13 protein-coding genes are annotated in these 12796 nt (G+C 68.4%); 7 read left to right on the forward strand and 6 right to left on the reverse strand.

Annotated features, from left to right (window positions below):
• Positions 1-4: 4 nt before the first annotated feature.
• A complete protein-coding gene (locus RJ05_RS02550) occupies positions 5-1210 on the reverse strand; it encodes an LLM class flavin-dependent oxidoreductase (protein ID WP_036532673.1) in 1206 nt (401 codons plus the stop codon).
• 253 nt (positions 1211-1463) lie between these two features.
• Complete coding sequence (locus RJ05_RS02555) at positions 1464-2519, reverse strand: Gfo/Idh/MocA family protein (RefSeq protein WP_036532675.1); 1056 nt, start codon at positions 2517-2519, stop codon at positions 1464-1466.
• 101 nt (positions 2520-2620) lie between these two features.
• Here RJ05_RS02555 and RJ05_RS02560 point away from each other — a divergent pair, with 101 nt between their 5' ends.
• Genes RJ05_RS02560 through RJ05_RS02570 form a run of 4 tightly spaced genes read left to right on the forward strand, consistent with a single transcriptional unit; the run spans position 2621 to position 5494 of the window.
• Positions 2621-4033, forward strand: a complete 1413-nt coding sequence (locus RJ05_RS02560) for a helix-turn-helix domain-containing protein (RefSeq protein ID WP_081597132.1) — start codon at positions 2621-2623, stop codon at positions 4031-4033.
• A gap of 7 nt (positions 4034-4040) precedes the next feature.
• The gene (locus RJ05_RS02565; RefSeq protein ID WP_036532677.1) at positions 4041-4961 is read left to right on the forward strand and encodes an NAD-dependent epimerase/dehydratase family protein; all 921 of its coding nucleotides are present in this window, start codon (positions 4041-4043) and stop codon (positions 4959-4961) included.
• A gap of 54 nt (positions 4962-5015) precedes the next feature.
• Positions 5016-5207 carry a hypothetical protein gene (locus RJ05_RS29765; RefSeq protein WP_081597133.1) on the forward strand — a complete coding sequence of 64 codons (192 nt, stop codon included), beginning with the start codon at positions 5016-5018 and terminating at the stop codon, positions 5205-5207.
• Between the two features lie 2 nt (positions 5208-5209).
• Positions 5210-5494 (forward strand): hypothetical protein, encoded by a 285-nt coding sequence (locus RJ05_RS02570; RefSeq protein WP_036532679.1) that lies wholly within the window; start codon positions 5210-5212, stop codon positions 5492-5494.
• A gap of 70 nt (positions 5495-5564) precedes the next feature.
• Here RJ05_RS02570 and RJ05_RS02575 read toward each other — a convergent pair whose 3' ends face one another.
• From RJ05_RS02575 to RJ05_RS02590, 4 genes are read right to left on the reverse strand one after another with little or no spacing between them, the layout of a single operon-like run.
• Positions 5565-6659 carry an NAD(P)H-dependent flavin oxidoreductase gene (locus RJ05_RS02575; RefSeq protein ID WP_036532680.1) on the reverse strand — a complete coding sequence of 365 codons (1095 nt, stop codon included), beginning with the start codon at positions 6657-6659 and terminating at the stop codon, positions 5565-5567.
• Positions 6656-7414 carry a CoA-transferase subunit beta gene (locus RJ05_RS02580; protein WP_036532683.1) on the reverse strand — a complete coding sequence of 253 codons (759 nt, stop codon included), beginning with the start codon at positions 7412-7414 and terminating at the stop codon, positions 6656-6658. Before RJ05_RS02580 ends, RJ05_RS02575 begins: the two co-directional genes overlap by 4 nt.
• On the reverse strand, positions 7411-8286 hold the full coding sequence (locus tag RJ05_RS02585; protein WP_036532685.1) for a CoA transferase subunit A: 876 nt from the start codon (positions 8284-8286) through the stop codon (positions 7411-7413). Before RJ05_RS02585 ends, RJ05_RS02580 begins: the two co-directional genes overlap by 4 nt.
• 6 nt (positions 8287-8292) lie before the next feature.
• Positions 8293-9057 (reverse strand): enoyl-CoA hydratase family protein, encoded by a 765-nt coding sequence (locus RJ05_RS02590; RefSeq protein ID WP_036532686.1) that lies wholly within the window; start codon positions 9055-9057, stop codon positions 8293-8295.
• 60 nt (positions 9058-9117) lie between these two features.
• Between RJ05_RS02590 and RJ05_RS02595 the strand changes: the two genes are divergently transcribed.
• From RJ05_RS02595 to RJ05_RS02605, 3 genes are all read left to right on the forward strand, one after another.
• Positions 9118-9921 (forward strand): SDR family oxidoreductase, encoded by an 804-nt coding sequence (locus tag RJ05_RS02595; RefSeq protein ID WP_036532688.1) that lies wholly within the window; start codon positions 9118-9120, stop codon positions 9919-9921.
• A 74-nt stretch (positions 9922-9995) separates the two neighbouring features.
• On the forward strand, positions 9996-10907 hold the full coding sequence (locus RJ05_RS02600) for an SDR family oxidoreductase (RefSeq protein ID WP_036532690.1): 912 nt from the start codon (positions 9996-9998) through the stop codon (positions 10905-10907).
• Between the two features lie 608 nt (positions 10908-11515).
• Entirely contained in the window at positions 11516-12796 is a 1281-nt protein-coding gene (locus tag RJ05_RS02605) for a TrbL/VirB6 family protein (RefSeq protein WP_036532692.1), read from the forward strand.

Below are 12796 nucleotides of genomic sequence, written 5' to 3' on the forward strand. Positions count from 1 at the left end.
TCGTTCAGGCGACGGCGTAGCGGTTGGGGACGGTTGTGGACAATCCGAGCAGCGCGCGCAGCGAGCCGCCCGGATACTCGGCGCGGGCCGGTCCGCGTTCGCGCAGAGCCGGGACGAGGCGGTCGGCGATGATCTCCAGGTCGTCGACCGCCACACCCGGGCGTAGCCGGAAGCCATCGACGCCCTGCTCGCTCCAGTGCGTCAACAGCTGCGCCAGCTGCTCGGCGCTGCCGGTGAATACCGCTGCGTCGGAGCTGAATTCACTGCCGTCCCATTCGTTGAGCCGGGCCAATCGCGCGGCGCCGGTCTCGGTCTCCGAATCCAGGAAGACGACCAGGTCGGCGTAGACCCGCAGCCGTTCACCGGACCGTCCGGCCGACGCGTCGGCGACCTGGGTGAGGATAGGTGCCGGGCCCGCGTCGAGGTCGGGCGTGACGAACACCAGATCCGCAGCACGTGCGGCGAACTCGTAGACGACCGGGTGATGCGCCAGCGCCGTCACCACCGGTTGCCCCTGCGGCGGGCGCGGCGTGATGGACGGGCCGCGCACCGAGAAGAACCGGCCCGCGAAGTCGATGTAGTGCAGCTTGTCCCGGTCGATGAAGCGGCGGTTGGGGATATCGCGGATCTCGGCGTCGTCCTCCCAGCTGTCCCAGAGTCTGCGCACGACCTCCACCGCGTCGCTCGCCTCGTCGAACAACTCCACCACCGAATCCGGCAGGGCCGCACCCGTCCGTACGGCCGCCAGCTCCTCGGCGGTGAGTGTGCGGATCTCGCGACGGCCGAAATGCCCGGCCTCGGTCGCCGAACCGGACACCTTCACCTGCCATCCCGCCCGGCCGTGCGAGGTGTAATCCAAGGTGGCGAGCGCTTTCGAGACATGGAACGGTTCGGTATGGGTGGTGGTGGCGGTCGGGATCAACCCGATATTCCTGGTCACCGGGGCCAGCCGGGCCGCGATCAGATGCGCGTCGAGCCGTGCCCGCACCCGATCCACCCGATCGCCGAACTCGTGCCGCTCACCCGGCACCGTGAAACTGTCCTCGATGGTGAGGAAGTCCAGCCGCGCCCGCTCCGCCACACTGGCGAGATCGACCCAGTACCCGGCATCGAACAGTTCCGCCGGCCGCGAGTTCGGCTCCCGCCACGCCGCCGGATGCCATCCGGCCCCGTCCAGCGCGATCCCAAGATGCAGAGGTTTCGATGCCATCGTTTACCGTCCTACGAATGCGCGAATGATCTACTTCGCCAACGTAAGAAAGTGATCACCGGCCGACCAGGGTTCCGATGAGCGTGATCCGAACCCGGCGGTGGTTCCGGAGGCGAATGTCCGGCCACGTACAGGCGTGGCCTGGCGACCACGCAGGCAACGGCCGGAGGTTCGGCTCCCCGGTCGTCGGTGGGTGGACGATGGTGCCGACACGGTGCTCGGCGGCGGTCGTTCGCCCTCGATTCGTGAAATGTCAGGCCGATACGTCTGGCACAGGCACCGGGCGTCCATTCTCCGCGAGCGATTGCGCGCCGGCCACACCGACCAGCGAGGCGGCGACGGCGGCCCGTACGGGAATCAACGGCGCCGCACCGTGTTCGATGGTGGCGCGGAACCCTTCGAGCACCACGACTGTGCCCTCGGCCATCCGGTCGACCGGCTCGTCGTTCACGAGGTGGGGGCGAGGCCGGCGGATCTCCTCGTGAGCGCGGCCGTCGATTCGAGCCCAGCCTTCGGTGCGCACTCGCACCGACCAGGCGCTCTCGCCGGAGGCGCGCAGCGATTCGGTCAGGCCGTGGACGCCGCGCACCGAAATCCAGCTCCAGTGGCTGTCGGGTTCGCCGGCGAGGAAGCCGTGACGGGCGATGGCCAGGGTGCCGTCGGAAAGCCGGATGACCAGCACGACGGCCGCAGGCCGAGCATCACCGGCGCCGACAGGGAAGGCGCTGACCTGCACCGGCCAGGCTCCGGTGAGGCTGAGCACCGGGGACACGGTGTGGGTGCAGTACGCGGTCGGCGCGATCCGGCCACGCCAGTGCGCGGGATCGCCGATGAGCCCGGCGGTGTCCTGCGGCGACAAGCTGTGCAGATAGTCGGCTTCCACCGCGACCACCGCCCCGAGCTCACCGGACTCCACCGACTCGCGCACCAGCCGCGTATGGGGATGGAAGACATAGTTTTCGGCGAACGAGTAGGTAGCCGCCGACCGCTCGGCGGCGGCGATGAGCTCACGCCCCTCCTGCTCGGACGCGCACGCCGCCGTCTCCGACAGCACATGAACCCCGCGGCCGAGGAACGCCGTGGCGAGCTCGGCGTGCGCATCGAAATCATTCGCGAGGATCACACCATCGAGGCCCGCGTCGAGCAGCTCGGCCCAGTCCGCGCACGCCCGAGCCCCGGAGAAGGTCGCGCGCGCCTGCGCCAGCCGTTCGACGTCACGATCACAGATCGCAACTACCTCGAACCCGATTCGCTGCGCCCACTCGGCCATATACAGTCCGCGCAGTAACCCCACGATTCCGACACGCATGGTTTCGTCATACGGGGAGGATTGGCCGCTCGGCAAGCTGTTTTCACGTCCATCTACGGATACCTGTCCGATCACAGGTCCGGGTCATTGCGGAAAAACGAGTGGTCGCCGAGTACTACATTGGTCAGATGCCGACTGCGGCCGACGATCCGCGACTCGGGGACGTGATCAAGGCGTATATGACGCTGCATGGGCTTGCGACCCATGCCCAGATGGCTCAGGTGCTCGGCATCGAGCGCAGCCTGGTGTCGAAGTACGTCAGTGGCGCGCGGACTTGCCGCGATATCACTCAGCTGCGTCATTTCGCCGATCGCATGGGTCTGCCACCGGAGACATTCGGACTGTTGGGTCGAAGCGGGATCGTCTTGCCTGCTCAGCCGGACGGGAGCGTCACGGAATGGCGCACAGTCCGCCAGATCTTGAATCGCCATCGGTTCGAGCTCACCGCAGCGGCGGCCGCCCTGTACTGGGATCCGATTCGCATCGAAGGCACCACCTGCATCACCCGACCGGACTGGTTGGCTCCGGCCCCGGTAGACCTCGACGCCGTCCGGCTCACGCTGGCCGAAGATGTCGCCGAACCGATCCTGAATGGCGGCGAAAACGAAACGGAGCCATACCGGCCACAGCGGAGCCCCGGGGATCGGCCCAGCAAATACAGCCAGGTTATCCGGTCCGTCGCACAGCCGGCGTTGTTCGAGAACCGGACGTCGTACCGCCTGACCGACGCCACTTTCGATGCATCCGGCGGGCAGATGACGTTCGGCCTGACCACATACTTCGACATGGTCGACGTATGCGAAGCAATGGCTCATGAGACCGCGCATCAGTGGGTACGGCGCGGTAATGGTCAGCGGATCTACATGGAGGATCTACCTTTTCGGCAGCTGGTCGGCGACCTCTTCGATACACGTCGACGAGCCGTTCTGCCGAGTATCAACACGTTGACCATTCGCCGTGCCCCCGGCGGGGACACCTTCTTTCTGCATCGCAGGGATTCGAACACCGTCACACTCGCCTCCGGGCTGACTCACATCGTCCCGGCCGGTGTCTTCCAACCGGCAGCGATCGGGCCGTGGAACGTGCGTCGAGACTTCAGCCTGTGGCGCAATATGCTGCGCGAGTTCTTCGAGGAATTGCTCGACGCTCCGGAACATGACGGAAGCCGGGGAACATCGGTCGACTATGACTGCGAGCCGTTCCGGGCCCTGACGGCCGCCCGGGAGACGGATCGAGTTCGAGCGTGGTGCTTTGGCGTGGGGTTCGATCCGCTGGCGCCTGCCGGGGAAATCCTGACCACCGTCGTCATCGACGCCTCCGTGTTCGATGAAGTGTTCGCCGGCCTCGTCTCGCGGAATTCCGAAGGTGACATCTACCCGTCCGACAGCGGGACGATCGGCATCCGGTGGAATGCGGGCAACGTTCGCCGGGTGCTCAACCACGAGCCGCTCGCGGCCGCGGCCGCCGCCTGTATCGCCCTGACCTGGCGGCACCGAGGCGTCCTGCTGCCATGATGAGGACGTGCGCGTACTCGTAACAGGTGCGAACGGCTACCTCGGCCGGGCCGTCGTCGAGGCCCTCGAGACCGCTGGACATCAGCCGGTCTCGATGGTCCGCAGACCGGGCGCTGTGGAAGCGGCCGTCAGGGTCGCTGATCTGCTCGATGAGTCCGCCCTGCGAACGGCGCTCGACGGAGTGGATGCCGTATGCCATCTCGCTGGCCTCACCCGTGCCCGGGAGTCCGTCGGCGACCCGATCCGATACTTTCGGGTGAACACCGTCGGGACGATAACGCTTCTCGCTGCCATGGCTGCTGCCGGTGTGCAGCGGATCGTCTTCGCCTCGACCGGATCGATCTACGGGACGTCGGCGCGACAGCCGATGACGGAGGATCTTCCGGACGTTCCACCACATCCCTACGCCGCCAGCAAGCTGGCGGCTGAGCTCGCGATTCAGGGGCACGCGCAAGGCGGGATGGCGTCTGTGGTCATTCTGCGACTGCTGAACGTGGCCGGGGGCGCAGACCCGGACACGACCCGTTTGATACCAAGGGTCTTGGCGGCCGCTGCCAACCGAACGGTGCTGCCGGTCAACGGCGACGGCAGCGCCGTGCGCGACTACCTGCATATCGACGATGCCGCAGCGGCATTCGTCGCAGCAGTCGAACACATGCCAACGCTCGGAGACGCCGTGCGGTTCAACATCGGTAGTGGGCGTGGAACCAGCGTCATGGATGTGGTCCGGGCGGTGGAACGGGTGACCGGCCGGCACGTCCGGGTGGAACACCGCTCAGCGGTGCCGGAGCCGGGAAGTCTTGTGAGCAGCTCGGCCGCAGCGCATTCAGGGCTGGGATGGCGGCCCGAGCGCTCCGATATCGATGCCATCGTTCGGCACGCTTGGCTGGCGCAGGTAGGCCCTGGAAGCGCGGGTGCAGCTGTCTGATCGTGTGACAAATTGTCACAGCCGGACCCGCGGAGACGTTGCGACGATGAGCTCATGGAAACTCCGCTCCCGCCGATCGATCACGGCGTGCCACTCGGTGGTCTGACAGTGGATGCAGCGCATGACGTGATGCAGCGTCATATCGATTGCCCGATTACGGTTTGTCCCATCAAGCGTCGGGCGAAGGCGGTGCTGATCGAGTCAGGCCGTTTTGTACCCTCGGAGCATCCGAAGTTCGGGTACTGATCATGGACGTCGGCGACGATCGGATTGCTGTGGAGATCGGCATCATCCAGGACGTCATCGACACAGTCGAGCGACGACTGCGGGCATACGAATGCCAGGGCCGGCAGGTTGTGGTGCCACGGTCGCTCATCTACGCAGCCGTGCTCCAAAGGGTGATCACGAGTGCCCGGGAGCTGTGGTATCGGCCGACACTAGATGGCGCGGAGGTATTGGACCAACTGCTGGACGACGGCAGCGACGGCCTGCTCGAAGAGCTACTGCGGGACTACCTGGTCAGTGCGAATTGACTGCCTGAGAAACGAGGTCAGGCGGCCTCCACGAGGGGAGTCCGCCTGACCGATGACCGAGCGGGCTCGGTTATGCCGACGCGCCGGGGGTCGCCCGGGCGTCGTGGGTGAGCGCGGCGATCGTGTCTATCCGCGCGACCGCATCGCGCACGATGCGGTCGATGAGTTCCTGACAGGTGGGCAGGTCGTCGATGATGCCGGTGACCTGGCCCGCGGCGAGCACGCCCGCCTCGGTATTACCTTCTACCAGACCGGCTTTGAGCAGCATCGGGGTGTTGGCGGCCATGATGACCTGCGACCAGGTGAGGTCCTTGGCCTTACGCATGGCCAGGCCGTCGCGGACCATGGTCGACCACTTCATGCCCGTCATGGACTTGAACTTCGCGGCATTGGCGACCGCGGCGGTCAGGCCGCGCCAATTGCCCGAATGCTCGAGCCGCTGCACGAGTTCGGTGTTCAGCACGCGATGCGGCATGCCGTCGACCTTGAGCGAGACCACGGTGTCCTGCAGGTGCCGGTTCAGGTATTCCTGCTTCACCGCGTCGGGGACCTGGCTTTCCTGGGTCAGCAGGAAGCGGGTGCCCATGGCGATACCGGCCGCACCATAGGCGAGCGCGGCGGCGAGGCCACGGCCGTCGAAGAAGCCGCCGGCGGCGACCACCGGGATATCGACGGCGTCGAGCACCGACGGCAACAGCAGCGTGGTCGCGACCGGACCGGTGTGCCCACCGCCCTCACCACCCTGCACGATCACCGCGTCGGCGCCCCAGGACGCCACCTTCACCGCGTGCTTGGCCGCGCCGATGGACGGAATCACCACCACACCAGCTTCTTTGAGCTTGGCGATCAGCTCCTGCTTGGGCGCCAGCGCGAACGACGCCACCGCCACCTTCTCCCGGATCAGCAGGTCGATGCGCTCACCGGCATCGGAGGCGTCGGCGCGGATATTCACGCCGAACGGCTTCGTGGTATGTGATTTGGTCTTCGCGATCGCGGCCTCGAGCTCGTCGTAGGTCATGGTGGCCGAGGCCAGAATGCCGAGCCCGCCGGCTTCTGCGGTGGCCGCGACCAGCCGCGGCCCGGCCACCCAGCCCATGCCGGTCTGCACGATCGGATGCTCGATGCCGACCAGTTCGGTCAGCGGAGTCCGCAGCCGAGGCGTCATGCCGAGACCTCCTTCTCGCGAATCCCCTTCGGGTCGAGCACGGTGCGGATGATCCGCAGCTCCTCCTCGGTCGGCAGCCTGGTTTCGCCCGCCTCGCCCAGCTCCGCGATCTCGAACGAGGTGTTCTCGGCGACCTCATCGGCGCTGACCCCGGGATGCAGCGACAGCGCGCGCATCGTGTGGCCGGGACCGCCGAAGTCGAAGACGCCGAGGTTGCTGACCACCCGGTGCAGGTGATGGAACCGGAAGGCCGGATTGTCCGGATCGATCTTGTCGTAGCCGATGCCGGACACGATGTCGACGGTCTCGCAGAACACCCGCTTGTTGTGCCGCGGTACGAAGTAGCTGGTGGCGTGGTTGATGGTGTTGCCAGGCGCGCCGCGCACACCGAACATCTGCCGGGTCGGCTGTTGCAGCGGACCGAACGCCGACAGATTCTGATTGCCGTACCGGTCCAGCTGATTGGCGCCCATCACCACGTGCCGGCGCCCGGAGGCGACCACATCGAAGACCCGGGAGAACGGAATCCAGCCCTCGATGGGCGCCTTGCCGCCGATCGCGGGGACCTCGGCGAACAGCAGCGCCTCACCGTCGGACAGCAGCAGATCCGGTGCGAAGGTCAGCCGCGCCAGCCGCGCGCCGATGGTGGTGATGGTGGACATCGGGCTGGCCATGATCTCGCCGGCGCCGCGGAAGATCTCGGCCGCGGCGACGACGCAGACCTCGGCCCGAGTGATGGTGGTCGTTTCGCTCATTTCTGCTCCTCGGCGAAAGCGCGGACAGCGGCCTGGTATTCGTCCTCGGACACATCCAGGTAGCGCGCCTTGAACTCGGCCCACGATTCGGGCGTCTTGGCGGCATCCACATAGTGGCGCTGGAACTTCTCGTCGCGGCCGTAGCTGCCGGAGAAGGTGAAGTGCGCGCCACCGGGGGCCTCGACCACGCCGTCGACCATCATCCGGTTGAGGATGATCGACTGCTGGGGAACGGCTTTCACCAGTTCCGCGGTTTCCACCAGCCGGTCCACTGTCAGATAGCGGCGCTGCGCCGACAGGCAGTACAGGTCGTCGAAGTACGGATCGACGCCGGTGTAGGCGGCATTGCCGTGCTTGTCGCCCAGATCCAGGTGCACGAACGCGGCGTCCAGGTTCAGCGCGGGCATGGCGATCAGGGTCTCGGTCTTGCCGTCGGTCGGGTAGGGCGACTGCACCGTCTTCAGTTCGCCCTCCCAGAAATCGAGGACGGCCGAACCCAACCCGGCGCGGATCGGCAGGAACGGCAGCCGGGCGGCCGCGGCTTGCAGGCCGCACTTGACCATGCCCTCGTCCATCTCACGCACGGTGATCGCGCCCTCGGTGCGCGCCTTGGCGAACCAGGGATCGTAGAACGGCGCCGAATCCAGCGAGACGAAGCCGTAGTACGCCTTGCGCACCTTGCCCGCCGAGCACAGCAGGCCGAGATCGGGGCCGCCGTAGGTGACCACGGTCAGGTCGGTGATATCGGACCGCAGCAGCGCCCGGACCAGGGCCATCGGCTTACGCCGTGAACCCCAGCCGCCCAGGCCGATGGTCATTCCGCTGCGCAGTTCGCCGACGACCTCGTCGAGCGTCATGTGCTTGTCGCGCATGGGTTTCTACTTCCCTTTCTTCTGTGCGGCCAGATCGTCGTCGAAACGCGCGCGGATCTCATCGGCCACACCGGCGAGGTTGAGCTCCATGGTGAAGCCCTGCTCGTAGCGGTAGGAGCGGTGCACGTCCTGCACGTCGATGCCGTTGAGGGCGCGTTTGGCGGCGCGGATCACCCGGCCGTCCTTGTTCGCGATGTTCTTGGCGACATCCAACGCGGTGGCGTCGAGCTCGGCGCGCGGCACCACGTGCAGCACCGAGCCGTAGTGGTGCAGCTGCTGCGCGGTGAGGGTGCCGGCGGTGTAGAACATGGCCCGCATCAGGTGCTGGGGGATCAGCCGGGCGAGGTGGGTGGCCGCGCCGAGTGCGCCGCGGTCGACTTCGGGCAGGCCGAAGGTGGCGTCGTCGGAGGCGACGACGATATCGGAATTGCCGACCAGGCCGATGCCGCCGCCCAGGCAGAAGCCGTTGACCGCGGAGATCACCGGCACCTGGCAGTCGTAGACGGCGGCGAAGGCCTCGAAGCAGCCGTGGTTGGCGCGGATCAGGGCGGTGTGCCCGGTGTCGGCGTTCATCTCCTTGATGTCCACGCCGGCGTTGAACCCGCGGCCCTCCGCGCGCAGCACCACCACCTTGGTCTCCGGATCGCGGCCTGCCTCGCGCAGTGCGTCGGCGAGAGCGAACCAGCCGTCCGAGGGTATGGCGTTGACCGGCGGATAGTCGACCGTGATGACGGTGATGCCGGTTGATTCGGTGTGACGGTTGATCCCCATCGCAGTTCCCATCGTGAGCGAACCTTGGCTAAGCAAGCAATTGCTTGGTAGGTTAGCACGGTGGCACTCGAAATCGATCTGTCCGGACGCGTCGTTCTGGTAACCGGCGGTGTCCGCGGTGTGGGCGCGGGCGTCAGCCGGGCCTTGCTCGCCGCGGGCGCGACCGTGCTGGCCTGCGCACGCCGCCCCGGCGACGCCCCGGTGGAGTACGAGGGACGGCAGGCCGAATTCCTGCCATGCGATGTGCGCGACGGTGACGCGGTCCGCGAACTGATCGACACCGTCGTCGCCCGGCACGGCCGCCTCGACCACCTGGTCAACAACGCCGGCGGCGCCCCCTACGCCCTGGCCGCCGATGCCAGCAAGAACTTCCACGCCAAGATCGTCGAGCTGAATCTGCTCGCGCCGCTGCTGGTTTCGCAGACGGCCAACGCGGTGATGCAGGCCCAGCCCGACGGCGGCTCGATCATCAACATCTCCAGCGTCAGCGCGCATCGCCCCTCGCCGGGCACCGCGGCCTACGGAGCGGCCAAAGCCGGCGTCGACAGCCTCACCGGCTCGCTGGCGGTGGAATGGGCACCGAAGGTCCGGGTGAACTCGGTGGTCGTCGGCCCGGTGGAGACCGAACTCAGCCTGCTGCACTACGGCGACGCCGACGGGGTGGCCGCGGTCGGTGCCACCATCCCGCTGGGGCGGCTGGCCCGGCCCGAAGACGTCGGCCGCTGCGTGGCCTTCCTCGCCTCACCGCTGGCCGGCTACGTCAGCGGGGCGACGCTCGAGGTGCACGGCGGCGGCGAACGCCCGGCCTTCCTCGATGCCGCCACCGTCAACACCGCCGCACCGAACGGCGCGCCCAAGCCCTGACCGACCAGACCCGATCAGCGCCGCGACCGGCCTGATCGCCCACCCCGACCGCTGAGCAAGACGATAGGAACACGATGGAAACCGATGGGATCTGTGCCGGACGTACCGTGATCATCACCGGCGCCGGCCGCGGCATCGGCCGCGCGCACGCGCTGGCGTTCGCCGCGGCGGGCGCGAAGGTGGTCGTCAACGATCTGGGCTCCGCGCTCAACGGCGCCGATACCGGCGAGACCCCCGCCGAGCAGGTCGTCGCCGAGATCCGCGCCCAGGGCGGCGAGGCCGTGGCCAACGGCGACGACGTCGCCGACTGGGAGGGCGCACGCCGGCTCATCCGCCAGGCGATCGACACCTTCGGCGGGCTCGACGTGCTGGTCAACAATGCCGGCTTCGTGCGTGACCGGATGCTGGTCAACCTGTCCGAAGAGGAATGGGACGCGGTGATCCGGGTCCACCTCAAGGGCCATTTCGCCACCATGCGCCATGCCATCGAGTACTGGCGCGGGGAGTCCAAGGCCGGGCGTCCGGTGGACGCGCGCGTCATCAACACCAGCTCCGGCGCCGGCCTGCAGGGCAGCGTCGGCCAGGGCAACTACGGCGCCGCCAAAGCGGGTATCGCGGGCCTGACCCTGACCGCGTCGGCCGAGTTCGCCCGCTACGGCGTCACCGTCAACGCGATCGCGCCGGCCGCCCGCACCCGGATGACCGAGACCGTCTTCGCCGAGGACATGGCCGCGCCCGAGGAGGGCTTCGACGCGATGGCCCCGGAGAACGTCTCGCCGCTGGTCGTCTGGCTGGGCAGCGCCGAGTCGGCGGGCGTGACCGGCCGCATGTTCGAGGTCGAAGGCGGCAAGATCGCCGTCGCCGAGGGCTGGCGGCACGGCATCCCGGTCGACCGCGGCGCCCGCTGGGACCCGGCCGAACTCGGCCCGGTGGTGGCGGACCTGTTGGCGAAGGCGAACACTCCGGAGCCCGTCTACGGGGCGTAAAGACGAACCGGCCCATCGACAACCACGCGGCGGCGCGAGTCAGGCGACTCGCGCCGCCGTCACGTTTGCCCGAGGGCACGGCACGAGCAGTCGCTCCGAACACCGCACATCGTGGTCTTCTCGGCGCGCGGGCAGTTGACAGCCGGTGCGCGCTCCCGGGCGCATCGCTTTCGAGATCGGCGTGAAGGTGGCGGCGGTCGCCAACTGTGTCCCGGTGGTTGTCGCGCGGCACTCGGCCTCGACGTCGCCTGACCGTTCGGCGGATCCACTACCGAGCGGGTCGATGCATCGGCCGGATGCGGGCACTCCTGCCGCTGATGTGGCCGACTTCACTTCACGCCGGATCCATGGCCGAGTGAGGGTTTGCCAGCAAACCGACCGTCAGGTCACCCAGGTCCGCCTGTGTGCGGGCGGGGCGCAGACCTCGGTGGACGCGGTTTACGCCGTCCAGGTGATCCGAATGCCCGGTCGTTCGCCGCCCCTGAGCGGGTGGTACGGCTGCGCGGTCGGAAGCCGACGGTTTACTATGGGCAACCGTTGTTGGAGTCCGGGTTGTGCGTGTGGCCGGGCGAGGATTTGCGCAGTCGCTATGAGGGGAAGGCCGTCGCATGGCCAGTGGTCGCTTCACCCGTGTGCTCGCGGTAGCGGGGGCCGTCGGCTGCCTCGGACTACTCGGGCCGGTCGCGGCCGAGGCCCAGCCGGACAATGGTTCCGGGCAGGGCGGAAACAGTGCCCCGAACCCGGGCAACGGCGGACCCGTACCGCCGATCGGCGGTGGCTTACTGCCCAACTCGGGCAGTGGTGGTGCCCCGAATGCCGGTGCCGGCCCGAACGCCGGCCAGGGCGGGGCGAATCAAGGGCACGCAGCGAATACCGATCCGGGCTCGAGTCCAGGGCGTGGTGCGGCGTCGAACGGTTCGCCCGGTGCGGATGCCACGAACTCCACGTCCCCGGTCGACGAAGCCGGTGAATGGCAGCCACTGACCATCCCCGGCCGGTCGACGTCCGTCGAGGCGGGCCTCGAACCCACCGATGTCGCCGGTCCAGGAACCGGCTCGGCCGGAGCCGGTTCGGCCGCCGCGGGCTCTGCCGCCGCAGGCTCGGCGGGACTCGGCGCGGTGCTCGGCGGCGGATCCTCCGCTCTCGGCGTCATTCTCGGCACCGGCTCGGCCGGTCTCGGCGCTGCCCTCGGCACCGGTTCCGCGGCCGTCGGCTCGGCCGGGGTCGGTGCGCTCGGAACCGGCTCTGCCGCAGTGGGTTCGGCCGGTATCGGTGCCCTCGGCACCGGCTCCGCCGCGCTCGGTACCGGTTCGGCTGCCGTGGGCTCGGCAGGTGTCGGTGCTCTCGCCACCGGCTCGGCTGCCGTCGGCTCGGCCGCGCTCGGTGCGGCCGGACTCGGTTCCGCGGCAACGGGTTCGGCTGCGGTCGGTTCGGCGGCCGTTGGCTCGGCCGCGGTCGGCTCCGCCTCCCCGCTGCTGTTATTGCTGCTTCCCATTCCGCCGGTGCCACCGGCGCCCGCGCTGCCGCCGCTGGCCATCCCCCCGGTGCCCGCGCCGCCGGCGATCGCACCGCCCGCCATCGCACCGGTCGTGCCAGGTGTCCCCGCTCTTCCGGTCGTCGCGCCGCCCGCCCCGGCCGCGCCCGCGCCGCCCGCCGCGGCTCCCTCTCCGGCCGCATCGCCCGCCCTGGCCGCACCGTCGGACCCGGATGTGCGCAACACCAGCGCCGAGGACGGCCTGCCCGAGCCGAAGGTGCTGACGGTGATCGGCGGACTGATCGCCCTCACCCTCGCCGGTGCCGGGTCGGGTGCGGTGAGTTTCCAGAGTGCCTCGGCGGCACAGGCACGTATCGATGCCGCGCGCGCCGAATTCTTCGGAACGGGTCGGTGA

The organism is Nocardia cyriacigeorgica NBRC 100375 (assembly GCF_000308555.1).
In the GTDB taxonomy this organism is placed as follows: Bacteria; Actinomycetota; Actinomycetes; order Mycobacteriales; family Mycobacteriaceae; genus Nocardia; species Nocardia cyriacigeorgica.